Origin of the sequence: Pedobacter ginsengisoli, assembly GCF_002736205.1 — a bacterium.
GTDB classification, from domain to species: domain Bacteria; phylum Bacteroidota; class Bacteroidia; order Sphingobacteriales; family Sphingobacteriaceae; genus Pedobacter; species Pedobacter ginsengisoli_A.
On record NZ_CP024091.1, the window covers coordinates 4171821 to 4196518 of the forward strand.

The following is a 24698-nucleotide window of genomic DNA, read 5'->3' on the forward strand; positions in this document are numbered from 1 at the left end:
GCTATTAATCTTTAGCAAGTTTCAACGTTTCAAATTGTTAAAAAAAGTTAAACAAACAAAAAGTACTGAATGGCAAAAACAAGGACCAGAAACAGACTTTCATAAAACCATCTCTTTTTTGCATTTGAGAAATAGTAAGCCAGCAAAACTGCTCCCGGGGGCACACATAACAGGAAATGATATAGCCTGAAATCGGGTTTGGTGTAAAAACTGACAATACTGATCAGGAACATAAAAAACAGCATTTGGAATGCTTTTCTGGTACTGATGAAACTTCTAAAAAAGTTTTCACGCAACTGCAATGTAGCCAGAACAATCATTACCGCTACAGGAACCAGCACCAGATAATCATTATAATTGATTTTAAATACCGAAGGAAATTTATTGGTAAGCGGCAGCCAGATTTTGTAGAACATGGACAAGTTATCATTCCAATAATAATAGACGCCTACAAAGAAAAATATAGTTAAAAAGCCTACCAGTCCCGAAATCCACTCTCGCCAGCTAAATGACCTGTAAAGCAGTAATGTAAACCAAAGCATGGCCAGCATTACAATAAAAGGGAAATATATAAGGGTTCCGATGGCAATAATCATCCCTACATCAAACATGGTCATAATGGCATTTGAAGCTTTCCCCATTTTAAGGAACTTATCCATTATCCATATCATGAGGAAATTACAGATTAAAGTGGGACTCAAAATAAGGAAGGGCATGAACAAGCTTGATGCCGTAACATATAATAATGCCGGCAAATAGCCCGGCTTACTTAACAGGCCATGATTGTTAACCACCCTATTAAACAAAATAGCCTGCCCAAAAATGATTATTCCTGCAAAAAAAACATTCCCTGCGGGCGAGAAGGTATTTTGAAGAGGTATCTGGATAAAGAATTTTGTATAAGGCTCTAAAAATTCGAACTGAAGCGATGAGGGTAGGTCTGCAAATATTGCCATGCGCATAAAAAAAGTATATGCGAATAATATGAGCAGGTTTATGGGGTTTAAATTTCTAAATTGATTGATCATGCCTGTATACTAAGGCAAAGTAAAGCAAATTATCTGGCAAACTGCTTCACAACTTTATCAATTACCGCAGCCGTTTCGTCTGGAAAATAAAATTGATGCTCCTGAGGATTGTTTACCCAGTTCTTAATAATTGGCAACCAGTTTTTATTACTTCCCCATATTACGGGTAGTCCAAATTGCTTTAATGCAAATGCGTTACATTGTTGTTCGTACTGAAATTTCATGGGAGCAACAAGCAATTTCTTACCCATATATAATGCTTCGGCCGGTCCTTCAAACCCGCCACCTGTAAATAATCCCTCGCAAGAAGCTAAGCTTTTATTGAACAACTCATTATTTACTGGCCGAACGGCTACATTTCCGTCTGTATAGGCTACTTTGGTATGTTTAGAGAACACTTCCCACCTGGTATCAGGGATTTGTTTTAGAATGGGAACCAGAAATTTATCATCTATTGCAGGCAGGTAAACCGCATAATGACCAAGGTTGGAGACGATCATGTTCCTGATTTCGGCACGAATTACCGGTGTATAAATAAAATCGTCGTACCTGTCGAAATGAAAGCCAACATAATGAGATGCCGGGGCATAATACTTCATCACCAGTTGTGCCCAATCAATACTTCTAGGTTTAGGAACTTTTTTTGACTGAAAGGAAGCCTGATGGCTAAGACCAACACTTTCTATGCGCTGACTTTTACAAGCCCAGGCCGTAACAGGCTCAAAATCATTAAGTATCAGGTTATAATCTTTAAGGGGTATACGGCGCATATCTTTAACAAAGCGCGGAAGATTCATCTCCTTCCAGGTTTCGTAATGATTTACACCACCTTTTTTGCCAAAGATAAAGCTAAAGCCATGAAGCTGATATTTCACCTCCTGTGTTAGTTTAACATCGGCCTGTGTACCGCTAATTAAAAGATCAACATCTCCATATTGCTGCAGCAATGGCACAATTTCTCTTGCCCGGCTAATGTGTCCATTGCCCGTTCCCTGAATGGCGTAAAGTATCTTCATCCGCACCGAATATCTGTAAATTTTACGCGCTAGGCAATTTCTAATTTAATCTTTTGTAATAAAGTATTAATATCCAATTTGCTGTGAAGATCTTCACTATCGGATAAAACACCTTCTTCTGCCTCATCCTTTTCAAAGTCCTTTTGATCGTACTTAAAAATCTTCCAGCTTTTATCGTAGTATTCCAGCGCAGTTAAGTTTTCAACCCAGTCGCCACTATTCAGATAAGTTACTTCCCCTTCCTCTGTCGTAATGGTTCGCATTTCAGGCTGATGAATGTGTCCGCAAACAACATATTCGTATCCCTTCTCTACTGCCAGTTCCGCAGCGGTATATTCAAATTTATTAATGAATTTAACGGCATCTTTAAACTTGGCCTTTATCTTTTTGGAGAAACTCATTTTCTCTCTTCCAACAGATGCCAGACACCAATTCACTAAACTGTTTATCAGGATCAGTGTATCATAGCCCACCGCCCCCAGTTTGGCCAGCCATTTAGAGTGCTGCATGGTTACGTCGAAAACATCACCATGAAAGAACCATGCCTTTTTTCCGTCAACCTCAAGAATCAGTTTATTTTGAAGGTGAAATGCCCCTAAATGTATGTCAGCAAATTTTCTTAAAAGCTCATCGTGGTTTCCGGTTAAATAATAAACGGGAACACCTTCAGCAACAAATTTCATTAATTTGCGAACAACCTTCATGTGGGTTTCAGGCCAGTACCTTTTACTAAACTGCCATATGTCAATAATATCGCCGTTCAGGACCAGCATTTTAGGTTTAATGCTTTTAAGGTATTTTAACAATTCCTTAGCATGACAGCCATACGTTCCAAGATGAACGTCGGAAATTACTGCTATTTCAACTTCTCTTTTAGATATCATCTTCCTCCATTGTTAATTCGTATGGGCTAAAAAAGAAAGCAACAATAGCAATTACACATACAATTAAAAACAATTCCAGCATGGGATATTAGTTTATTGCACAAATTTACAACACATAGATTAACAAGCTGTTAAGAGAATATTATGATTAATGGGAGGGCTAATAAAAAAGGCCGCCACTTTTTAAGGTAACGGCCTGTGTAAATTTTACAAACAACTATTATTTAGTCGCCTTTTTCTTTTTTCTATCGTCGTAGAATGCGAAGCCAAGACCCGCTACCAGAAGAATGGAACCGGCTAAAGAGATTTTTTCGCCCAGATAATATGAAGTTGGCTCAAACTTAAACTCAACTTTGTGGTTACCGGCTTCGAGCTGTGCGGCACGAAGCACATAATCTGCTCTGAAATATGGTTTCTTTACCCCATCTACATACATATTCCATCCTTTGTCGTAATAAATTTCAGAGAATACAGCGATGATGTCACGCGGAGCGCTATAAGAGTAAATCATATGATCAGGACTATAGCTATCTAGCTTAATTGATGCTGATGGATCTGCACCAACATTTTTAGAATTGAGCTGGTCTTTATACCTGATATCAACAATGGCTTCTTTTTTAGGGTCGAAGCTACTGATTGCTTTCATTTCCTCATCAGCATCTTTAACAAACTGAACGTTCTGAACAATCCAAGCATTTCCTGCAGCAGTAGCATTGTTTTTCATCTGATAAGAACCTGTTTTAGGATCTTGGGTGATGATATATTTGGTGTTCAGCATATCCAATACATCCTGATTGATGCTTTTGGTAAGCTGGTTGTCTATCAGTTCCTGATACCTTTTCAATTTTGCAGCATGATACCCCCCGATGGTTTTATGAAAAGCAGAAGTGCTTGCATCAGAGAAGGTGTTAATGGTTAAATCCATTACCCTAAAATCAGGATCTTTATCTGAAGAGATGAAGGTATCCACTTCACGTTGCTGGAAATGATTATCTAAATCAGTTTTGCTTGCGAAATTATTGTTATTCAAATAACGGCGATCAACCTGCCACATATCAATCATAATTGCGAATCCCAACAGGATAAATGCAAGCTGCATATTGATCTTTTTGGTAATAAGTGCCCATACCAAAGCGTAGCCGACAGCGATAAACAAGAATGAACGGATTGCATCAGCACGTGCGATATCGGCTCTATCAGAGATCAGCGCGCTAGCTATATTTTGTGCAACCCCGGCATTATTTTGAAGCATTTGTGTAAGCGCCTGCACCATTAACTGATGGTTAGCTGTAGTAAAACTAAACAGGGCTGTAGGCATAATGGCTACAATTAGTGCAAAACCACCTGTAATTCCGCCTGCAATTGTTAGTTTCTTAACAAGCGTTTTTTGATCGTAGGTACCTTCCTGAGCTTCTTTAATGGCAAGAAATGCCAAAACAGGAACCATTAAACCAACAAGTGCTAAAATAGATTCAACTGCCCTAAACTTATTATATAGTGGGAAGTACTCAAAGAAAAGATCAGAGATCATTGGAAAATTCTTTCCAAATGACAGGAACATGAAAAGAATGGTAGTACCAAGGATCCACCATTTTAACCTGCTTCTTACAATCAATAAACCAAATACAAACAGGAAACATACGATGGCGCCGAAATAATAGGGCCCTGATGTTCCCGGTTTTTCGCCCCAGTATTGTTGCAAACCAATTTGTCCTGCCAACTGGCCTATTGCCTGTGTAGGATCGCCTCCGGTGATACTTTGCAAAGCTTTATAAGTATGGCTCTCGGGCTTTACCAAAGCATCTATACTTGTTGCCCCACCATAAAGATCCGGGATAAGGAAAGTAAAACTTTCTCCAATACCCTGGCTCCAGCCGTAAGCGTATTCTTTTGACAAGCCATTTTTCTCTTCTGCCGCATCGGTAGTTAAGTTAGATTTGCCTCTGTTAGATTCTTTACCATACTCGTAGGTTGTCCACAGTTTACCTGTATTAACCATAAATGCAACCAGCATACCAACTGCTAAAAAGCCTAAGGCTTTACCAAATTCGGCAAGTTTTTTTGCCTTAAATGCATGATAAACCTCTATCCCAATAAATATCAGTAAAGCGATCATCAGGTAATAGGTCATTTGAATGTGGTTTGACCTGATTTCGAGCGCAAGAAATAAAGCTGTTAAGCTTGCCCCTATCCAGTATTTACCCCTGAGGGTTAAAATTACACTGGCAATTATTGGTGCGCAAAATGCAATTGCAAGTGCTTTATTGCTATGCCCCGCCGCAATAATGATAAAATTATATGATGTAAAGGCAAAAGCAATTGCTCCTGCAGCGGCCAGCCAGGGATTGATCCGCAACACAATAAACAGGAAATAAGCACCAACAAGGTACAATAAAACCGAATCTACCGGGTCAGGAAAAATAGTTTTAACAAGAGAGATTACATAAGTTGCTCCATTATAGGGATGCTGTACCCAAATCTGGTATGCAGGCATACCGCCAAAAATCTGGTTAGTCCACAACGGACCTTTACCATCTTTTTCTTTGTAGTGCATGATTTCGGTAGCGGTTGCTTTCGCTCCTAATACATCTCCCTGAGCGGGTGCCTTACCTTGCAGGACAGGACTGAAATAGACAAAACAGATGATTATAAAAAATCCAATAATGGCCAGGTGTATGCCATTTGCTTTTAACCAATTATTCATTAAGGTTTGTTTATGATTTAAACTAACCCCAAACTTAGATAAAAAATCCTTTTTAAAAAAAATAAAAAACTGGTAAAAGCGCCGTTATTTTACCTCCTCATAATCAACGAAATCGCCCAGTTTATCTGAATTCCCTTTCTTTTCACGAGGCGGCATGTACTCGATTGAGATATCACCTTCGGGTCTTGAATAACGCTGATTATTATACTGGCCTGATTGGTTTGCAGCTTGCTGCTGAACCTTACTAAACATACTTTTTAGTACCACCGGAAAAATTAACCGGAAGATGATCCGGATAATATATATTACCAGCATAGATATTAATATGAATTTTATAAGTCCCATTTCTTTAGTTTAATTTACAAATTTAAAATATAGACGCGCTTGCCATACCAATATTACAAGCGCAACCAGATTATTGCAAAGCAATTACAATATACCTTTTTTATTCTTCATCAACAATAGCGGCCACTCGGCCCACCTGTCCGTCTTCAAGCCTAACCTTTATTCCTCTGGAATGATAGGGTGCCGAAGTTAATAAATTGCTTACAATACCCCTTGTTAATGTTCCGCTACGCTGATCCTTTTTCAATATAATATCCACTTCTAAACCCGGATATATATCCTTTCTATTTTTTCCGTCCATTATCTACCAAATCTTTCTTCAAACATTTTTTCCATTGCAAACATCTCATCTCTCAATCTGGCTGCCAGCAGAAAGTCCATATCTTTTGCCGCTTTAGCCATATCCTTTCTGGTTTTATCTATTGATTTTTGCATTTCCGGTTTGGTCATATATTGTACAATAGGATCAGCAGCTATGCTAACCTGATCAACCTCCACATATGCCTTACTTCGCGATGCATTTTCAGAAAAATCCAATACTGATGTTTGCTCAAGTATTGCTTCCTTACTTTTACCTACTGTTTTAGGGACTATACCATTTTCCAGATTATAGGCCACTTGTTTCTCTCTTCGTCTGTTGGTTTCCTCTATAGTTCTTTCCATAGATTCGGTAATTTTATCGGCATACATGATTACCCTACCCCTATCATTACGGGCTGCCCTACCGATGGTTTGAATTAAAGCCCTGTCAGAACGAAGAAAACCTTCTTTATCAGCATCCAATATGGCAACAAAAGAAACTTCGGGCAAATCCAAACCTTCCCTTAATAAGTTAATACCTATCAGCACATCAAATTCACCCAACCTCAGTCCCCTTAAAATCTCTACACGTTCCAGGGTTTTTACTTCTGAATGTATATAACGGCACTTTATATTTAGCCTGTCCATATACTTGGTCAGTTCCTCGGCCATTCTTTTTGTTAGGGTAGTTACCAAAACCCTATCGCCCATTTTAATGGTTTTATCGATTTCGTCGAGCAAATCATCTACCTGGTTAATTGCCGGGCGAACCTCAATCAATGGATCCAGCAATCCTGTAGGGCGAATTACCTGTTCTACATAAACCCCGTCAGATTTTTGCAATTCATAATCGGCAGGAGTAGCACTTACATAAATTGTTTGCGGTGCCAGACGTTCAAATTCATCAAAATTAAGAGGGCGGTTATCCAGTGCAGAAGGTAAACGAAAACCATATTCTACCAGCGACATTTTGCGGGATCTGTCTCCACCATACATGGCTCTAATCTGAGGAACAGTAACATGGCTTTCATCAATCACCATCAAATAATCATCTGGAAAATAGTCCAATAAGCAGAAGGGTCTCATGCCCGGCGCGCGGCCATCAAAAAAACGTGAATAATTTTCAATCCCTGAGCAATAGCCCAGTTCTTTCATCATTTCTATGTCAAAGTTTACCCTTTCTTCCAGTCGTTTTGCTTCCAGTAACTGCCTGTCGTCGATTAACTGATTTTTCCTGATTTCCAGTTCTTCCTGAATACCCCATATTGAAGAGTTAAATCTGTCCTTTGGCGTCACAAACAAATTGGCCGGATAAATTGCCATATCTTCAAGTTTCTCCAGCGTTTTGCCGGTTACGGGATCTATTACGCTAAGTTCTTCAATGTCATCACCAAAGAATGATACGCGATATGCAGTATCCAGATAGGCTGGAAAAATATCCACTGTATCACCTTTTACCCTAAAAGTTCCCCTTTTAAAATCATTTGTGGTACGGGCATATAAAATCTCGACCAGGCTATGTAAAAAAGAGTTACGGGATATCCTTGTTCCAACAGAGAAGCGGAATACTGATCTTGAAAAATCCTCAGGATTACCCATACCATAAATGCAGGAAATGGACGAAACAACAATTACGTCACGACGGCCAGACATCAATGCTGATGTAGTACGCAGCCTTAACTTCTCTATCTCTTCATTTATACTAAGGTCTTTTTCTATATAAGTATTGGTGCTGGGCATAAAAGCCTCTGGCTGGTAATAATCATAGTAAGACACAAAATAATTCACTGCGTTTTCGGGAAAGAATTGCTTAAACTCTCCATACAGCTGTGCTGCCAGTGTTTTATTGTGGCTTAAGATTAAAGTAGGTTTTTGCGTTTGCTGGATTACATTGGCAACGGTAAATGTTTTTCCTGATCCGGTAACCCCCAAAAGGGTTTGGTAATGTTCATTTGCATCAACACCTTGAACAAGCTGCTGAATGGCATTAGGTTGATCTCCAGTAGGTTTATAATCTGAAACAAGTTGAAATTTCATCCGGGGTGTTTATGATTTAAATAGTCAGCGGTAGCATGGTATGAATTTCAAATTTACGAAAAGTTTATGGGGGTATCAAGGCTATAGCAGACACGCCCCCATATCTGCTTCTGCGCACTTTGTCCGGAGCTTCTGTACACCAAATGCGGCAAAAGGTACTTTTCTCCGCAGAAAATATGCGGAAGCCACACGCCAGGCATACATGAGGCAACAACATTTGCTTAAAGCGTTAAAAGGAACAAGCAATTGTTTTAAAGGGCAATTTTGTTTAAATTTATGTATGATATTCGAACTCAGCAAAATAAATTCACATGCCAATGTTTTCATTTCGGAGCTTCGAAATGAGCGTATTCAAAAAGATGCCATGCGTTTCCGCAGAAATATGGAACGTATAGGTGAGTTTTTTGCTTATGAAATCAGCAAAACGCTTGAGTATGAAAAAACTCAAACTCAAACCCCATTAGGCATTGCCCCAAGTGTGCAATTGCTGCAGCAGCCGGTTCTGGCAACTATTTTACGTGCAGGGCTTCCGTTGCATCAGGGCTTATTGAATGTTTTTGATCAGGCTGATGCTGCCTTTATTGCTGCATACCGAAGAACCCATAAAAGCGGAAGTTTTGAGATACAGATGGAACATATTTCATCTCCTGATTTAACAGACAAAACAGTGATCGTAGCTGATCCGATGCTGGCAACAGGTTTAACAATGGTACTTTGCTGCAAGGAATTAATACGAAGGTATCAAATCAAAGAACTACATATTGTTTCGGTAATTGCAAGTACTGAAGGTGTTAGACATGTAAGAGCAAATTTACCTAAAGCGAGGTTATGGCTGGGGGCTATTGACGAAGAAATGACCAGTAAAGCGTATATTGTGCCCGGATTAGGCGATGCCGGAGATTTGGCATACGGACTTAAGCAGTAAGGCGTTTTTACCATGATTAAACATATCTTTTTCGATTTAGACCACACCATTTGGGACTTTGACAGAAATGCTGAAGAAACTTTGCATGAACTTTATACCCATTATGAGCTTCAGAAACTTGGATTGACTTCTGCTGAAGATTTCATAACTACCTATACCGAAAACAACCATCTGCTTTGGGCCCAGTATCATGTTGGCAGCATTACTAAAGAGACACTAAGATCTGAACGTTTTAAAAAAACCTTTATCCAGCTTGGGATATCGCCTGAACTTGTGCCGCAGCAATTTGAAGAAGATTATGTGAGCTTAACCCCTACCCGAACCAATTTATTTGAAGGATCGGAAAAGGTATTGGCTTATCTGCAAAAAAAATATGCACTGCATATCATTTCTAATGGCTTTAAAGAAAGTACCCTGACTAAAATGGATCGCTCGGGCTTAAATCCGTACTTTAAGAATGTGATCATTTCTGAAGACGTGGGTGTTAATAAACCGGATAAAGCTATTTTTGAATATGCACTTGGTAAAGCCGGAGCAGAAAAACATGAATCTGTTATGATTGGTGATAGTGTTGAAGCGGACATTCGCGGAGCTCAGGGATATGGAATTAAAGCCATTTATTTTAATCCTTTAAATAAAGAAAAACCAGAAGATGTGGAATGGCAAATTACACATCTTGAAGAATTGCTATTGCATTTTTAATATCTAAATAAGTAAACTCCAAAAAATATTCAATGAAAAAACTCCTTTACATCTGCCTATTAGCATTAGGTTTTTCGGCTTGTCAGACCAGCCCTAAAGAAACTCAGAATATTGTAACACCTACGCCAAATGGTGTTCCGTCAGCACAATCTGCCGCCCCATCTGGCCCTGCTCAACAAAATGCAACTGCTGGTGAGCGGCCAGCAAATAATCCTGCACACGGACAACCTTTTCATGATTGTTCAATTCCGGTAGGTGCTCCACTTAATGCAAAAAATACGACTGCGCCTGCCAGCCAGGCTCCGGTTGCTGCACCTGCACCACAGCAAGTACCTGCAGGCAATAAAGAAGTAAAACTAAATCCACCACATGGACAACCCGGACACGACTGCAAAGTGTCGGTTGGCGCACCTTTATCCTAATATAATAACCAGAGACTAAGCGTGAAGATTCCAAGCATTAAAGGTTTTGATCAGCAAACCCTTGAAAAGTATGTGAAAAATACCGGATGGTTAATGCTGGCACGAGTAGGTAGCATGGCTATTAAAATTCTGGTGGCAATTGCTTTAACCCATTACTTAAGCAAAAGTGATATTGGAATACTTAACTATCCCGTAGCTTTTGTTACTTTTTTTACAGCTGCCGCTGCCTTAGGGGTTGATGGATTTGTAACCAGAGAGTTATTGCGCTACCCGGAAAAGAAGGACCAATTACTTGGCACGGCATTCATTTTAAAGGTTACCGGGGGGTTAATTATTCTTCCAATTATCTACGCAACCTACACTATAGTTAATAACTATAAAGTTATAGAAACTCCATTGATTTTTGTTATGACAGTCGGTTTTACCGGATTAATCCAATCATTCAACATCATAGATAGTCACTTTCAATCCAAAACGCAGGGTAAATATATTATGCGTGTGCAAATTGCAGGCAACCTGCTTTCTGCAGCAATCAAGCTGGCATTGATCATTATTGGCGCAAGTTTGGAATGGTTCGTTTTTGCACTTTTATTAGATGCTGTATTATTGGCAACCGGTTATTTATTTATTTATCAAAACAATGGAGAGTCAATCCTTAAATGGACATTTAAAACTGACATTGCCAAATTTCTTTTAAAAAACTCATGGCCTTTAGCGTTCTCAGCTATCCTTGTTTCTATTTATCTGAACATTGATAAGCTGATGATTGAGTATTATAAGGGGGCGGGAGATCTGGGGGTATACGCCAATGCCGTTCAGCTGGCTGAGGCATGGTACTTTATTCCCGTTGCCATTACTGCATCGGTATTTCCGGCCATTATGAATGCCCGACGAGATGATCCTGAGCGGTATCAGAGGAGGATGCAAAACATGTACGATTTAATGGTTTGGATTAGTATGGCCCTGGCAATAGTTATTACCATTAGCGCCCCGCTTATTTTCAGGATTTTATTTACTGAAGAGTTTTATGATGGTGCGCATGTATTATCTATAAATATCTGGGCAGGGATTTTTGTATTCCTGGGTACCGCAAGCGCCCAGTTTTTAATTGCTGAGGGTTACACAAAACTCTCTATGCTACGTACTGCAATGGGAGCCCTGATTAATATTGTATTAAACATTTTTTGGATCCCTAAATATGGGATTGCAGGAGCAGCTTTTGCCACGCTGGTTGCTTATGCCTGTTCCACATTTTGGATTTTACTTATTCCTAAAACAAGGCAGCAAGGTGTAATGATGCTTAAGTCGCTATTCTTAATTACATTATATCAGAAATTAAAAGGCTCAACAGACTAACCAGGATAGGCGCTACATAAATTTTAATATTAATATATTAGCGCTTTGCAATTAACGTTTTAACTTTACCACAAAATCATAACATATTAAAAATGTCCTTAAGAAAGGTAATAAGATCAATTGTATATAAGCCCAAAAACATACTGGAGCTCATTCAGCTTAAAGCTAAAATAAAAAACAGCACCGGAAAACTCCAGATTATTATTGGGGCACATACAACTGACTATAAAGATTGGCTACCGACAAATATTGAGAACCTTAATTTGTTAGAGATTGATTCGTTCGATAATTTGTTTGGAGATAAAAAAGCTGACCGCTTTTTGGCTGAACATGTTTTTGAGCACATTAGCTATGACGATGCAATAATTGCTTTAAAAAACTGCAACAAATACCTTAAAAAAGGCGGGGTAGTTAGAATTGCTGTTCCGGATGGTTTTCATCCCAATCCTGATTATATAAACATGGTGAAACCGGGTGGACACGGTGAGGGCGCTCATGATCATAAACTATTGTATGATTATAAAACGCTCTCTAAAGCGTTTGAAGAATCTGGTTATCGTGTAAATCTTTTAGAATATTATGACGAGAATGGTCAGTTCCATTTTAATGAGTGGGACAGTAAAGACGGGCACGTGATCAGATCTAAAAGGTATGATAAACGTTTTAATGAACCTTTGGGTTATTCATCGTTAATTGTTGAAGGTATAAAAGATTAGATTTATGCAAACCTTTGCTCCAATAGCATTATTTGTTTACAATCGTCCTGAACATACTGCGCGAACCATTAAGTTTTTACAACAGAATGAACTGGCTGCCGAAAGCCGGTTGTTTGTATTTTCTGATGGATTTAAATCCGATGCGGACGAAAAAAATGTGCTTGAAGTAAGGGATCTGCTTAAAAACATTGAGGGGTTTAAATCTGTTGAAATTGTAGAGTGCAAGGAAAATATGGGACTTGCCAAATCAATTATTATTGGGGTAAGTAAACTTATAAAAGACTACAAGCAAGTAATTGTTTTTGAAGATGACCTGATCACCTCTCCTTATACCTTAACCTATTTTAATGAAGCTTTAAACCGCTACAGGGATGAAAGCAAGGTAATGCATATTGGCGCTTACATGTATAATTTAAAGGGCGCTGATTTGCCGGAAACATTCTTTTATCGCGCTGCGACAAGCTGGGGATGGGCAACATGGGAAAGGGCCTGGCAACATTTTGAGCCAAACATAGATACATTGATGGCTAAGTTTGACAAATCTGCAAAAAGCGCCTTTTCTATTGAGCATACTATGAATTTCTGGAAACAGATGGAGGATTTTAAAAGCGGGAAGAACAATTCATGGGCAATAAGATGGTATGCTTCTATATTTTTAAAAGGAGGGCTAACACTTAACCCCTCACAATCATTAGTGAACAATATAGGCCATGACGGCTCAGGCATACATTCGGGTATTAACGACATTTACAATGTGATCATCAACCCGAAACCTATTAGCTATTTCCCCTCTTCAATAGCAGAAAACCCTGCGGCATATATGGCCATTAAGGGTTTCCTTCAAAATAGAAAAGGAAACTTATGGGACCGATTTAAACGTTACGTAATACAACGATTGAAATAAAAACTACGGCTTTCTGGCCTCTAAAATAATGTAAGGCGAAAGCTGTTTGGAGTTGAAAGGAAATATTTTGGTAAATACTTTACCTGCCAGCCACATCGATTTTTTTAGCAACCTTACTCCTGCCGATTTTTGCTGTTCGTTTTCAAGCCACAAACTAAAATGGCCATAGTATCTGGATTGCACTATATTTAAACCTGCCTGCTTACATATGCTTTCGAGCAGTTTTGGATCCATGCAATCAATATTGTGTTTGTCGTAATTCTCCCTGTCAAAGTTTTTTTGAAACCAGCCATTTAAGGCTCTAAAGTTCGGAAGTGTAATGAACAGGGTACCTCCCGGTTTTACAAAATTGATATGCCTGTTAATGATGTCGGCCGTATCGTTAAAATGCTCTATAAGCCCACAAGATAAAACCAGATCGTATTGTTGCGCTGAAGTATAGTTAAATAAATCAGTTTCGATAATATGAATATCTTTTTCGCTTAGTTGATTGGCTTGTAATAAATCATTGGTAACCGGAGGATGCACAAAATAATCGAGCAGGGTAACATCAAGCTTAAAGTACTTTTTCAGAAAAACTGCATAATACCCGGGAAACCCACCCAATTCAATAGCCGTTTTAATTTTTTGGCCGGTAATGATGTTTGCCAGTTCCTTATGAAAAAGATAGTTTTCGGGAATATTCACCGACAACCCGGTTTTGCTTTCCCAATATTTCACCCAAAACTGTCTGTCGGTTAACAGGTTACCCATATTATATTTTTAGTTCTTCTAAATGGACGACTATTACTGGATTTAATTACTTAAAGTCTGTAAAAAATCAAAGTCTGACGAAAATACACAAGAATTTAATAAAGATTGAAAATATATATTATTTTAGGCTGCATATCCGTTTTAACAAGGGACATTTATCTAAGTTTGATTAATTGAAAGTAGTACACCTAAATACATACGAAGGTAATGGAGGCGCCGGAAGGGCCTGCCTCAGGCTAAGCAATGCGCTAAATGCCAGTGGTGCCGACTCTAAGGTTATGGTTTACTTTCAGTTCAAGGAGAGTTCAAAAACGGGAACTTTTAGTAAAGGTATTTTTGCAAGAGCCAGGGCCGTATTTAATATTCTTTCTGAACGTTATTTATCTAAGGCGGTATCTAAAGCTGTAAAAACACCTTTCTCGCTGCAATGGTTTGGAACTTCAATAGTTGACCATCCGACAGTAAAGGAGGCCGACATTATACACCTGCACTGGATTAATCATGGATTTTTATCTCCGAAATTTTTGGCAGAGATTGATGAATTGGAGAAGCCCGTTGTTTGGACATTTCACGACAGCAATGCTTTTACCGGTGGCTGCCATGTGCGCTATTCATGTGAAAATTATTTTAAAGAATGTGGTAATTGCCCATTACTGCGCTCTAGTGGTAAGAATGATTTCTCGCACAAAACATGGTTGCGTAAGAAAAAGGCCTATTCAGAATTAAACTGTCATATTGTTGCCCCGAGCAGATGGATGGCAGATTCTGTAAAACTAAGCAGTTTAATGGGGTTTAGAGAGGCAACGGTTATCCCCAACACAATAGAAACAGCTGTATTTAAGCCTTATGTAAAATCGGAAGCCAAAAAAATCCTTAAAATAGATCCGAAAAAATTTGTGCTGATGAGTGGTTTTATGCCCTCTAAAAATGACAAGCATAAAGGTACTTCCTATTTAATAGATGCTTTAAATGATCTGGCCACAAGACCGGGGATTGTTAAGGAGAATATTGAACTGATCATTTTTGGTAATAAGGATAATGCTGAAATGCCGGAATTCCCTTTTAAAACAACATTTCTGGGTACGATTAGTAATGATGATCATCTGGCTAAATGTTATTCGGCAGCAGATGTATTTATAACGCCTTCTCTTGAAGACAATTTACCCAACACGGTAATGGAAAGCCTTTCCTGCGCAACACCTGTAGTGGCCTTTAAAACAGGTGGTATACCAGATATGGTAAAGCATCTTGAAAATGGGTATCTGGCAGAATACCAGTCATCTGAAGACCTGGCAACAGGCATTGAGTGGCTATATCACGATGAAAATGCACCAGAAATTCAGAAAGAGGCAAGAAGAACAATTTTAAATCAGTTCTCTGAACAAGTAATTGCAGAAAAACACTTATTATTGTATCAATCACTGATTGATTTACAACCCCGATAAATTTTAGATTCAGAACAGCATGCAGCCAAAGTTAAGTGTTATTACTATCGTTTATAATAATGTAAAGGATATTGAGCGCACCATGCTTTCTGTGCTGAATCAAACTTATAAAAACATCGAATATATTGTTATTGATGGCGCTTCAAAAGACGGGACGGTAGACAAGATCTATAATTATAAATCGAGATTAGCGCAGTTTATTTCTGAGCCTGACAAAGGTATATATGATGCCATGAATAAAGGACTTGCGCTTGCCACAGGAGACTATGTTCTTTTCATGAATTCAGGAGATGAGATTTATGCATCTGAGACTGTGAGTGAAGTATTTTTGAGTGCCGCAGGGGCAGATATTTATTATGGCGAAACTGAAATGTTTGACGAAGACTGGATAAGCCTTGGGCAGAGAAGGCATCATGCACCTGAAAATTTTGACTGGCAAAGCTTTAGATATGGAATGAGTATAAGCCACCAGGCCATTTATGTAAGGAGAAGTTTAGCTGAGCCTTACGACTTAAGATATAAGTATAGTGCTGACATTGACTGGATCATTAAAGCGGCCAAACATGCCTCGAGCATTGTAAACACCCACATTTATGTAGCTAAATATCTTGTAGGCGGCATTTCAAAGAAAAAACATATGGCCAGTCTTAAAGAACGATTCCACATCTTTACAAAATATTATGGCCTGATTCCGAACCTGATTAATCACATTTTTATTGCGATTAATCTGGCTCAATATTTTATTCGTCACCGCAGAACAAACGATTAGTTCTGTAGCTAAGGGTTTGTTGACCAAAGACCGGCTTCTTTTACGAAAACCCTTCTGTTTAATTTTAACTGGGATACCACCAGTTCAGCAAAATCTTCTGGCTGCATCACCCTTTCAGGATTTCCATCAGTAAGTTTAAGATCTTTAGCCATATCAGTTGCAACGGTACTTGGCAGCAATGTGCTTACGCGGATATTGTGCTTGCGTACCTCTTGCATTAATGACTCAGACATCCCAATTAGCCCAAATTTTGAAGCACTGTAAGCACTGGTTACTGCTGCACCATTTTTGCCCGCTGTAGATGATATATTAATGATATCACCCGTTTTTCGTGCTATCATTTCAGGCAATACCGCTCTTGTAGTGTAATAAGCACCAAATAAGTTCACTTTAACTATTTCTTCCCATCTTGACGGTTCCAATTCAAGAAAAGGCCCAAAAGATGCAGTTCCGGCATTGTTAATTAAAATATCAATTACACCCAATTCAGATTTTACCTGAGCAACAGCAGCATTGACATTATCGATATCAGATACATCAACAGTAGCGATTGCAGTTTTAACACCATACCCCTTTAACTCCCCGGCAAGAGTTTTTAAGTCGGATGCTGTTCTGGCCAATAAACCTATATTAACACCTTCTTGTGCCAAAGCAATGGCCATTGCTTTTCCTATTCCCTTACCTGCTCCTGTAATTATTGCGTTTTTACCTTTTAATGATTCCATTTTTATTGAATTAGGGAGCAAAATTAAGAAAAAGACAAGGGTTGATATCCGATTGTAAAACTTATGACTTACAAAAAAGAAAAGCGGGTGCATCATGTTTATGTGATACACCCGCTTTAGGTATGGTTACATTACCCTCCTGACGGAGCGATAATGGTATTTTAATTATTGAAACTTCTTAGCATTGATTTTACGCTCATTCTCTGTTAGGTAGATTTTACGTAAACGCATGCTTGCTGGTGTAATCTCAATGTATTCGTCGGCCTGGATATACTCCATTGCTTCTTCCAGAGAGAATTTAATAGCTGGTGCAATACGGGTATTATCATCAGTACCAGAAGCGCGCATGTTTGTTAAAGCTTTTCCTTTAACAATGTTGATTACTAAGTCATTGTCACGGATGTGCTCACCAAGGATCTGACCTTCGTAAATATCAACTCCCGGATCAACAAAGAAACGGCCACGATCCTGTAATTTATCAATTGAATAAGCGGTAGTGTTGCCTTTATCCATTGATACCAATACACCATTTAACCTTCCAGGGATATTACCTTTCCAAGGCTCATAAGCTTTGAAACGGTGAGCCATAATTGCCTCTCCAGCTGTTGCAGTTAATACGTTGTTTCTTAAGCCGATGATACCACGCGAAGGAATCTCAAATTCTAAATGCTGTAAATCACCTTTAGGCTCCATAATCAATAATTCACCTTTACGCTGAGTTACCAATTCAATTACTTTACCAGCAACCTCACCAGGTACATCAACAATAAGGGTTTCGATAGGTTCACATTTTTTACCATCAATTTCTTTAACGATAACCTGTGGCTGACCAACCTGAATTTCATAACCTTCGCGACGCATGGTCTCGATCAATACTGATAAATGCAGGATACCCCTTCCATATACTAAGTAAGAATCAGGAGATTCAGTCTCAACAACTTTAAGTGCTAAGTTTTTCTCCATCTCTTTGTATAAACGCTCTCTGATTCTTTGTGAGGTTACAAATTTACCTTCTTTACCAAAGAATGGCGAGTTATTGATGGTGAACAACATATTCATTGTTGGCTCATCAATTTTGATTACAGGTAGTTGTTCTGGTGCCTCAAAATCAGCAATAGTATCGCCAATCTCAAAACCATCGATACCTACAACTGCGCAGATGTCGCCAGATTTCACTTCCTGAGTACGGATTTTACCTAGACCCTCAAAAGTATATAATTCTTTTACTCTTGATTTTACGATTTTACCATCGCGTTTGATTAAAGTTACCGGTTGGTTTTCTTTAATAGAACCGCGGTGTACACGACCAATTGCGATACGACCTACGAAAGATGAATAATCTAAAGAAGTGATTTGCATTTGTAAAGTACCATCGTTAGTTGGTGCTGCAGGAATGTTAGCGACAACAGCATCTAAAAGCGCAAAGATGTCTGTAGTAGGCACTTTCCAGTCAGTACTCATCCAGCCTTGTTTAGATGAACCGTAGATTACAGGGAAATCAAGTTGATCTTCAGTTGCTTCAAGGTTGAAGAACAATTCGAAGATCTGCTCATATACTTCTTCAGGACGACAGTTTTCTTTATCAACTTTATTTACAACAACGATAGGTTTTAAGCCTAAAGCCAAAGCTTTTTGAGTTACGAAACGGGTTTGAGGCATGGCACCTTCAAAAGCATCACACAATAACAATACACCATCAGCCATTTTCAATACACGCTCTACCTCACCACCGAAATCGGCGTGACCAGGGGTATCGATAATGTTGATTTTAACGTCTTTATACTGAACAGAAACGTTTTTTGACACGATGGTAATACCGCGCTCACGCTCCAAATCATTGTTATCAAGTATTAAATCTCCCGTTTGTTCGTTATCACGGAAGATTGAACAAGAGTGTAAGATCTTATCAACCAGTGTAGTCTTACCGTGGTCAACGTGGGCTATGATAGCTATATTTCTTAATTTTTGCATAAAATGCTGCTAATTTTTGGCGCAAAGATAAGATTAATTATCGAAATTTCAGCGCATTATATTTATACGGTTTATCTAAACAATGTGTATATTAAGCTGTTTCACATATATCAGATTATTACGGCCATGAGCAAAACAAAAAAAACCGATAAAAAAAACGAACCAAAAACAGAACCGCCACACAAAACTGGACTTGATGAGTGGAACGACCGTTTGGACCAGAATTTTGAAAACGAACATGAAGGAAATGAGCTTGCCGACGAAAAAGCAAGGGACTACTCTTATAGGGCAGGAAGCGGAGACCAATCGGACGAAACCATAGATATCCAAAAGTAAGATCCCCAAGATGTTAAAAAAGGCGATAATAGTAGGGGCTAGTGGCCTTATAGGCAACAACTTGTTAACACGGTTACTGAACAACACCTATTATAGTGAGGTGCTTGTTATTGTGCGAAAAACATTAAATATTGAGCATGACAAATTAAAAGAACTGATTGTTGACTTTGACCACATAGATCAATATTCAGCTGAAATTGTTGGCGATATCGTGTTTTGTTGCTTAGGCACAACAAATAACAAAACACCAGACAAAGCACAATATAGAAAGATTGATTACCAATACCCTCTAGATATTGGTGCTATTGCCCAAAATAATGGTGCTACTGCCTACCACCTGGTTTCTGCTATGGGTGCAGATGTTAACTCATCTATTTTCTATTCAAAAACCAAGGGCGAGGTTGAGCGGGACCTAAAGGCTATCCCTTTTAAAAGCATCTACATCTATCGCCCTTCGTTATTAGATGGCAATCGTGAAGAAAAACGCGTGGCAGAAAAAATCATGATAGGCCTGATGCGTTTCTTAAATCCACTTCTAATGGGAAGCTTAAAAAAATACCGGAGTATTAAGATTGAAACCGTTGCTTCGGCAATGCTTAAAGAATCGTTAACCGACAAAAAAGGCATATTTATTTACGCTTCAGATCAGATTGAAGCGCTGGGATAGCGGTTAAAAAAGATTCTTTTTACCAAAGGCCCATAGCAGAAATGGTATCATGGCTTTTGCCCAGGTTGCCAACTCGTGCTTACCCCCTACCATTTCATAATAAGCGATATCATCAGGTCTTTTATAGCCCTTTTTTAAAAGTTCTTTAATTACGTCAATTGTGTCGTCAATAGAATCTATAATATAGTTTTTGTTTCTATCCGCCAATTCGTCTTCAGTACCTGTCATTAGCCAGAACTTCAAGTCTGGTTTTGTCTTTGTATCTTTAATACGCTGGTGCAAAATACGATCGTTATCGGTATAACCATCCTTTAGATCCTTTTTGCGCCACCAGAATGATCCTGAAAAAACACCAACTGCATCAAAATAATTGTCATTGTTCCAGGCCACATCAAAAGCAGTTAACCCACCTAACGAGAAACCGGCAAAAGCACGTTTTCCATTAATCGGGAATTCAACGGTGGCTTGAACGAAAGGTATTAGTTCTTTTATAATAAAGTCTGTATAAGCTTGTGCCTTGCTCCCCCTGTTCTGAAAATCAGGCATGCCTGCAACACCGTATTCCTGTAAACGATTGCCTGAAGTTTTTACGGCCACAACTACCAATGGTTCTATCTTATTTTGCCCATATAGTGTGTCGAGTGTGTTTTGCAGCTGCAATTCTGCTGCATCCTGGCCATCATTTAATAACAGCAGGTTTAATTGTTCATTGCCCAAAAGATTATCCGGAGCAAAGATTTCGACCTCTACTCCTCTTTTAAGATATTTTGATTGTATCGTTTTTTCTGTTTTAATAACCCCTGGAAGTGATATTGTAGTGTACATAATTCAGCTATTCCCTTTCTCTCAAATGCCCTACAAAGGTAGTACTCTCTGCAAAAATTATAATAATCGGCATGTAATTTTATACAAAACAGATATTTACCATAAGAAATAAGCTTGTTCCTTGTTTTTAACATTCTTTATTTCTTATCTTAAAGCATCTAAATTTTACGGGATGAAAGAGGAATATAAAAAGTGGCACAGCAATAACCTGAGTGCCGATTTTGAATTGCTCGCTTTTGGGCACAGCGGCTTTCCGGTCCTTCTTTTTCCAACCAGTATGGGGCGATATTTTGAAGCTAAGGACTTCAAAATGATTGAATCTATCCAGTGGTTTATAGATGAGGGAAAAGTTAAGGTGTATTGTGTTGACAGCATTGATGGTTTGAGCTGGTACAACAGAAGCATTCATCCGGCCGAGAGGGTAAAAAATCATATTTTATACGATAAGCTTTTATTGGAGGAGGTTTCGGCAATGGCCCGGGATGAGACCGGATATCATAAAATTATAACCGCCGGCTGCAGTTTTGGCGGATATCATGCAGCAAATTTTGCTTTCAGGCATCCCTGGCTGGTTAGCCATATGTTTAGTATGAGCGGAATATTTGATATTAAAGGGCAACTTGACGGATTCTACAATGATGATGTTTACTTTAATAACCCTGCAGACTTTCTACCAAATGACAATAATCCGGAATTGCGGAACATGAAAATAATACTGGGTACGACAGACAGGGATATCTGTAAGCCGGATAATGAACGAATGGCTGAACTATTAACTAATAAAGGTGTTAATCATTGGCTGGATGTAAGAGAAAATGCAGATCATGATTGGCCAATATGGCGAAAGATGCTACCTGAGTACTTATCACAATTATAATTTAACTAGAAACATCTAAAATATATACCATGAAAAAAATCGGAATACTGTTCGGCAAAGAAAGATCTTTTCCAGAGGCTTTTGTGAAGCGCGTAAATGAGATTGCAGGAAAAGACATCAAAGCCGAGTTTGTAACTATTGATAAAATATTTCAAGCAGAACCACTGGATTATGCAGTAATAATAGATAGAATTTCTCAGGATGTTCCTTTTTACCGTTCTGCATTAAAGAACGCCGCAATTACCGGAACTGCAGTAATTAACAACCCCTTTTGGTGGAGTGCAGACGAGAAGTTTTTTAATAATGCACTGGCGGTTAAAGTTGGGATCCCGGTACCCAAAACGGCTTTGATACCATCATATGAGCAGCCTGATGATACTTCTGACGAATCATTCAGCAACCTGGCGTTTCCACTTGATTGGGAGGCCATTTTTGAATACACGGGTTTCCCTGCATACATGAAGCCCTTTGATGGAGGTGGATGGAAAGAAGTTTATAAGCTACATGATGTTGAAGATTTTTTTGATAAACATAGCCAGACAAAAAAGACGGTCATGATGCTTCAGGAGGAAATTATTTTTGATGAATATTTTAGATGCTATTGCATTGGAGGCAAATATGTGCGCATTATGCAGTATGAACCTCGTAATCCTTTTCATCTACGCTACCAGGTAAACACACCCCCTTCAAGCGAGAAGCTGTTAAAAACCATTCATGATTATGTGATTAAACTCAACCAGTATTTGGGTTATGATTTTAATACAGTAGAATTTGCTGTACGCAATGGAATACCTTATGCAATAGATTTCTGCAATCCGGCACCTGATGCTGAGGTGACCAGCGTTGGACTGGAGAATTTTGAATGGGTTGTTGAAACTTCAGCCCGGTATGCCATTGAAAGAGCACAAGCCCACATTGATGGACAGGACAATTTAACCTGGGGAGAATATATTAAAGCTTCTGCTAGCGGGCAGCCATTAGCAGGTAAAACCAAACCTAAAAAGGCAACTGCTGCAAAAAAATAATCAGGGATAAACAGGAGGGAATTAGATATGATGAATGAATTTACGCTGGGGGTAGAAGAAGAATACATGGTGATTGATCCGGTAACCCGTGAACTTACCTCGCATGATCAAAAAATTGTTGAAGCAGCCCAAAAAATACATAAGGATCAGGTTAAAGCCGAAATGCACCAGGCAGTTGTAGAGGTTGGAACAGGAATTTGCAAAAACACAGAACAAGCACGCGCTGAAATATCGCAGTTGAGATACACTGTTTCGCAACTTGCAGGTGAGCAGGGATTACGAATTGGTGCGGCAGGTACGCATCCTTTTTCCCATTGGGAGAAACAGTTAATTACTGAGCATCCGCGTTACAGTGAAATAGTTAACGAACTTCAGGAAGCTGCAAGGTCAAATCTGATTTTCGGGTTACATGTACATGTGGGTTTTCAATCACGCGAGCTGGCAATTCATATTGCAAACCAGGTCCGCTATTTTCTACCTCATGTTTTTGCTTTATCCACCAACTCGCCTTTCTGGGAAAGCAGAAATACGGGATACAAATCATTCAGGACTAAGGTGTTTGACAAATTCCCAAGAACAGGAATACCTGACATTTTTAATAGTATTGAGGATTACGACAATTATGTTAAGCTGCTAATTAAAACCAATAGTATTGACAATGCAAAAAAGATCTGGTGGGACATTAGGGTTCATCCTTTCTTTGAAACGATAGAGTTCAGGATATGTGATTGCCCAATGCTGATTGACGAAACTATGGCTTTTGTAGCTCTTTTTCAGGCACTTTGTGCCAAATTATATAAGTTACGTTTACAGAATATGAAATTTATAAGCTATTCAAGAGCCCTTATAAATGAGAATAAATGGAGGGCGGCACGCTATGGGATAGATGGAAATCTGATTGATTTTGGAAAGGAAATGGAAGTAAACTGCAGAAACCTGATTTTGGAGTTATTGGATTTTATTGATGATGTGGTAGATGACCTGGGATGCAGAAATGAGATCAATTATGTGCTTAAAATTCTTGAAAATGGAACAGGGGCAGACAGGCAATTGGCTGTTTACGAACAAAATGGTAACTTTGAGGCCGTAGTAGATTACATTACTACACAAACATTAATTGGGGCTAAACAGTGAGCATAATAGATAGAAATAAGATTAGGGTTGCCGTAATTGACATGAATAATGGGGTTACCAACCAGGGGATGCGTGGGATACAGGAAATCTTGTTGCGTTATCGAACAGAGAATGATATTGATTTATGGTATGATATATTTGATTTAAGGCAAAAGGGAGAGATTCCGGATGAATACTATGACATCTACATCTCAAGCGGTGGTCCGGGGAATCCGTTTGATGGTGTGGGCGAAAAATGGGAAAATGACTTTTTTAACCTGCTAAATAAAATAGAGAACCATAATAAAATCAGTCAACAGAAAAAACATGCCTTTTTAATTTGCCATTCGTTTCAAATGGCTTGCAGGAAATATCATGTAGGTGAAGTTATCAGAAGAAAATCAACCGCTTTTGGCATTTTCCCTGTTTTTTTAACCGAAGAAGGTGAAAATGATTTAATTTTTAATGGTCTGCCGAATCCACTATATGCTGTTGACAGCAGAGACTGGCAGGTTGTAAATCCTGACGATGTTTTGTTTTCGAACGAAGAGGCCAAAGTTTTAGCGTTAGAAAAGGAAAGACCACATGTTGACCTGGAGCGCTGTGTTATGGCAGTTCGCTTCACCAAGGAAATTGTTGGAACACAGTTTCATCCGGAGGCAGACCCTGTTGGCATGAAAATGTATCTGTTACAAGAGGATAAGATGAAGACCATTACTGAGCATCACGGCAAGGAAAAATATGAGGATATGTTATTGAGTCTCGACAATCCAGATAAAATTAAACTTACGCAAAGCATTATCCTGCCTAATTTTTTAACTGAGGCATTAAATGCTTTACAGGAAGCATAGCT

Annotated in this window: 25 protein-coding genes; 14 read left to right on the plus strand and 11 right to left on the minus strand. The window is 38.8% G+C overall.

Annotated elements, in window-relative coordinates:
• Positions 1-47: 47 nt before the first annotated feature.
• From CPT03_RS17165 to uvrB, 7 genes are all read right to left on the minus strand, one after another.
• Positions 48-1028, minus strand: a complete 981-nt coding sequence (locus tag CPT03_RS17165; protein ID WP_099439983.1) for a DUF6427 family protein — start codon at positions 1026-1028, stop codon at positions 48-50.
• 29 nt (positions 1029-1057) lie between these two features.
• Positions 1058-2044: a glycosyltransferase family protein gene (locus tag CPT03_RS17170; RefSeq protein ID WP_099439984.1), complete on the minus strand. Its 987-nt coding sequence runs from the start codon at positions 2042-2044 to the stop codon at positions 1058-1060.
• A gap of 29 nt (positions 2045-2073) precedes the next feature.
• Entirely contained in the window at positions 2074-2925 is an 852-nt protein-coding gene (locus CPT03_RS17175; protein ID WP_099441158.1) for a UDP-2,3-diacylglucosamine diphosphatase, read from the minus strand.
• A 223-nt stretch (positions 2926-3148) separates the two neighbouring features.
• Positions 3149-5632 carry a YfhO family protein gene (locus CPT03_RS17180; RefSeq protein ID WP_099439985.1) on the minus strand — a complete coding sequence of 828 codons (2484 nt, stop codon included), beginning with the start codon at positions 5630-5632 and terminating at the stop codon, positions 3149-3151.
• An 84-nt stretch (positions 5633-5716) separates the two neighbouring features.
• Positions 5717-5977 carry a DUF4834 family protein gene (locus CPT03_RS17185; protein ID WP_099439986.1) on the minus strand — a complete coding sequence of 87 codons (261 nt, stop codon included), beginning with the start codon at positions 5975-5977 and terminating at the stop codon, positions 5717-5719.
• A gap of 100 nt (positions 5978-6077) precedes the next feature.
• Positions 6078-6278, minus strand: coding sequence for a YwbE family protein (locus CPT03_RS17190; RefSeq protein WP_099439987.1), 201 nt, complete (start codon positions 6276-6278; stop codon positions 6078-6080).
• Positions 6278-8314: an excinuclease ABC subunit UvrB gene (gene uvrB / locus CPT03_RS17195; RefSeq protein WP_099439988.1), complete on the minus strand. Its 2037-nt coding sequence runs from the start codon at positions 8312-8314 to the stop codon at positions 6278-6280. Before uvrB ends, CPT03_RS17190 begins: the two co-directional genes overlap by 1 nt.
• A gap of 280 nt (positions 8315-8594) precedes the next feature.
• Between uvrB and upp the strand changes: the two genes are divergently transcribed.
• The 6 genes from upp (at position 8595) to CPT03_RS17225 (ending at position 13339) form a co-directional block, all read left to right on the plus strand.
• A complete protein-coding gene (gene upp / locus CPT03_RS17200; protein WP_099441159.1) occupies positions 8595-9239 on the plus strand; it encodes a uracil phosphoribosyltransferase in 645 nt (214 codons plus the stop codon).
• Positions 9240-9251: 12 nt separating this feature from the next.
• Positions 9252-9941 carry a YjjG family noncanonical pyrimidine nucleotidase gene (locus CPT03_RS17205; protein WP_099439989.1) on the plus strand — a complete coding sequence of 230 codons (690 nt, stop codon included), beginning with the start codon at positions 9252-9254 and terminating at the stop codon, positions 9939-9941.
• A 32-nt stretch (positions 9942-9973) separates the two neighbouring features.
• Positions 9974-10363 carry a hypothetical protein gene (locus CPT03_RS17210; RefSeq protein WP_099439990.1) on the plus strand — a complete coding sequence of 130 codons (390 nt, stop codon included), beginning with the start codon at positions 9974-9976 and terminating at the stop codon, positions 10361-10363.
• Positions 10364-10384: 21 nt separating this feature from the next.
• A complete protein-coding gene (locus tag CPT03_RS17215; RefSeq protein ID WP_099439991.1) occupies positions 10385-11719 on the plus strand; it encodes a flippase in 1335 nt (444 codons plus the stop codon).
• A 92-nt stretch (positions 11720-11811) separates the two neighbouring features.
• Positions 11812-12435, plus strand: a complete 624-nt coding sequence (locus CPT03_RS17220) for a class I SAM-dependent methyltransferase (RefSeq protein ID WP_099439992.1) — start codon at positions 11812-11814, stop codon at positions 12433-12435.
• A gap of 4 nt (positions 12436-12439) precedes the next feature.
• The gene (locus CPT03_RS17225) at positions 12440-13339 is read left to right on the plus strand and encodes a glycosyltransferase (RefSeq protein ID WP_099439993.1); all 900 of its coding nucleotides are present in this window, start codon (positions 12440-12442) and stop codon (positions 13337-13339) included.
• Between the two features lie 3 nt (positions 13340-13342).
• Here the strand turns inward: CPT03_RS17225 and CPT03_RS17230 are convergent, their stop codons facing one another.
• Positions 13343-14092, minus strand: coding sequence for a class I SAM-dependent methyltransferase (locus CPT03_RS17230; protein ID WP_099439994.1), 750 nt, complete (start codon positions 14090-14092; stop codon positions 13343-13345).
• A gap of 173 nt (positions 14093-14265) precedes the next feature.
• On the opposite strand from CPT03_RS17230, the gene CPT03_RS17235 reads away from it, so the two are divergent.
• Both CPT03_RS17235 and CPT03_RS17240 read left to right on the plus strand, forming a co-directional pair.
• Positions 14266-15537 (plus strand): glycosyltransferase family 4 protein, encoded by a 1272-nt coding sequence (locus CPT03_RS17235; RefSeq protein ID WP_099439995.1) that lies wholly within the window; start codon positions 14266-14268, stop codon positions 15535-15537.
• Positions 15538-15556: 19 nt separating this feature from the next.
• Positions 15557-16306: a glycosyltransferase family 2 protein gene (locus CPT03_RS17240; RefSeq protein ID WP_099439996.1), complete on the plus strand. Its 750-nt coding sequence runs from the start codon at positions 15557-15559 to the stop codon at positions 16304-16306.
• A gap of 8 nt (positions 16307-16314) precedes the next feature.
• Here CPT03_RS17240 and CPT03_RS17245 read toward each other — a convergent pair whose 3' ends face one another.
• Positions 16315-17031, minus strand: coding sequence for a 3-ketoacyl-ACP reductase (locus CPT03_RS17245; protein WP_099439997.1), 717 nt, complete (start codon positions 17029-17031; stop codon positions 16315-16317).
• Between the two features lie 165 nt (positions 17032-17196).
• Positions 17197-19002: a translational GTPase TypA gene (typA, locus tag CPT03_RS17250; protein ID WP_099439998.1), complete on the minus strand. Its 1806-nt coding sequence runs from the start codon at positions 19000-19002 to the stop codon at positions 17197-17199.
• A 126-nt stretch (positions 19003-19128) separates the two neighbouring features.
• Here typA and CPT03_RS17255 point away from each other — a divergent pair, with 126 nt between their 5' ends.
• Entirely contained in the window at positions 19129-19338 is a 210-nt protein-coding gene (locus CPT03_RS17255) for a hypothetical protein (protein WP_099441160.1), read from the plus strand.
• A 10-nt stretch (positions 19339-19348) separates the two neighbouring features.
• The gene (locus CPT03_RS17260; protein ID WP_099439999.1) at positions 19349-20005 is read left to right on the plus strand and encodes an NAD-dependent epimerase/dehydratase family protein; all 657 of its coding nucleotides are present in this window, start codon (positions 19349-19351) and stop codon (positions 20003-20005) included.
• Positions 20006-20008: 3 nt separating this feature from the next.
• Here the strand turns inward: CPT03_RS17260 and CPT03_RS17265 are convergent, their stop codons facing one another.
• Complete coding sequence (locus tag CPT03_RS17265; RefSeq protein WP_099440000.1) at positions 20009-20830, minus strand: alpha/beta hydrolase; 822 nt, start codon at positions 20828-20830, stop codon at positions 20009-20011.
• Positions 20831-21002: 172 nt separating this feature from the next.
• Here CPT03_RS17265 and CPT03_RS17270 point away from each other — a divergent pair, with 172 nt between their 5' ends.
• From CPT03_RS17270 to CPT03_RS17285, 4 genes are read left to right on the plus strand one after another with little or no spacing between them, the layout of a single operon-like run.
• Positions 21003-21707, plus strand: coding sequence for an esterase family protein (locus CPT03_RS17270; protein WP_099441161.1), 705 nt, complete (start codon positions 21003-21005; stop codon positions 21705-21707).
• A 29-nt stretch (positions 21708-21736) separates the two neighbouring features.
• On the plus strand, positions 21737-22732 hold the full coding sequence (locus tag CPT03_RS17275) for a RimK family alpha-L-glutamate ligase (protein WP_099440001.1): 996 nt from the start codon (positions 21737-21739) through the stop codon (positions 22730-22732).
• A gap of 27 nt (positions 22733-22759) precedes the next feature.
• Positions 22760-23866: a carboxylate-amine ligase gene (locus CPT03_RS17280; protein WP_099440002.1), complete on the plus strand. Its 1107-nt coding sequence runs from the start codon at positions 22760-22762 to the stop codon at positions 23864-23866.
• Entirely contained in the window at positions 23863-24696 is an 834-nt protein-coding gene (locus CPT03_RS17285) for a type 1 glutamine amidotransferase (protein WP_245869874.1), read from the plus strand. Before CPT03_RS17280 ends, CPT03_RS17285 begins: the two co-directional genes overlap by 4 nt.
• The last annotated feature ends 2 nt before the right edge of the window (positions 24697-24698 follow it).